Origin of the sequence: Candidatus Planktophila sp. (assembly GCF_040402315.1) — a bacterium.
Lineage (GTDB): Bacteria > Actinomycetota > Actinomycetes > Nanopelagicales > Nanopelagicaceae > Planktophila.
The window spans coordinates 3,468-4,552 of sequence record NZ_JBBAMU010000045.1 but is presented as its reverse complement, the minus strand read 5'-3'; the positions used below and the strand labels follow the sequence as shown (position 1 = coordinate 4,552).

Annotated in this window: 2 protein-coding genes; both read left to right on the top strand. The window is 49.2% G+C overall.

The annotated features are described in order from the left end of the window. The first annotated feature begins 1 nt into the window (after position 1). Positions 2–268, top strand: coding sequence for a cell division protein CrgA (locus AC9UEP_RS05700; RefSeq protein WP_509544972.1), 267 nt, complete (start codon positions 2–4; stop codon positions 266–268). Positions 269–294: 26 nt separating this feature from the next. Then, a partial coding sequence (locus AC9UEP_RS05695) for an alpha-hydroxy acid oxidase (RefSeq protein ID WP_509544969.1) occupies positions 295–1,085 on the top strand: 791 nt, incomplete at its 3' end.

Genomic DNA, 1,085 nt, shown 5'->3' with positions numbered 1-1,085 from the left:
CATGCCAAAGTCGAAGTTGCGTAAGAAGGTCGCCGAGCAGCACGCTCACGAAGAACAGCATCACATTGATGAAGAGTCACCGCTGCTCGAGAGCCCGTCGTGGCTTGCCCCTGTCATGGTTGCGAGCTTTTTAATCGGCCTCTTCTGGATTGTCATCTTCTATGTCAGCGAAACTCGCTACCCAATCCCGGGAATCGGAGCTTGGAACATGATTGTTGGCTTTAGCTTTATCGCCGTGGGATTCTCGCTGGCAACTAAGTGGCGCTAAGTAAGAATCTTTAGAACACTTCCTCCATGGGTAAGAATGTAAAGCGTCAGTTTCCTAAACCTGCCGAGCTTGCTCCGCTTCTTAAATTCTCACTTCCTACTTTGCACCGCAAGAAGCGTCGCCTAGAAAAGGCATACACAATCTGGGATCTGCGCGAGATTGCAAAGAAGCGCACACCCAAAGGTCCATTTGATTACACCGATGGGTCGGCAGAGAGTGAAGTAAGTCTAGAACGTGCTCGTCAGGCATTTGCTGATCTTGAATTCATTCCAAGTATCTTAAAAGATGTCTCCACTGCAGATTTAACTCGCACCTCACTCGGGGAAAAATTCTCCATGCCACTTGGTATCGCTCCGACCGGATTTACCCGCATGATGCAGACCGAGGGTGAAATTGCCGGAGCACGGGCTGCGGAAAAATTTGGAATTCCATTTACGCTCTCAACCCTTGGCACAACAACTATCGAAGATGTCGTAGCTGCATCTCCTAATGGTCGCAATTGGTTCCAGTTATACATGTGGAAGGATCGCGAAGGAAGCATGGCATTGGTCGAGCGTGCGCATCGTGCTGGTGTTAAAAATTTGATGCTCACAGTTGACGTTCCTGCCGCTGGACAAAGAATTCGTGATTACCGAAATGGGCTCACTGTTCCACCGCGTCTTACGGCTGGAACAGTGATTAACGCTATTCCGCGCCCCGCTTGGTGGATTAATTTTCTAACAACTCCCTCAATCAAATTCGCATCGATGAAGAATTGGGAGGGCACGGTAGGTGAACTCCTTGACTACATGTTCGACCCAACAATGACATGGGAAGA

Coding starts and splice junctions, on each gene's coding strand:
- AC9UEP_RS05700 (WP_509544972.1), top strand. CDS start 2: ATGCCAAAGTCGAAGTTGCGTAAGAAGGTCGCCGAGCAGCACGCTCAC.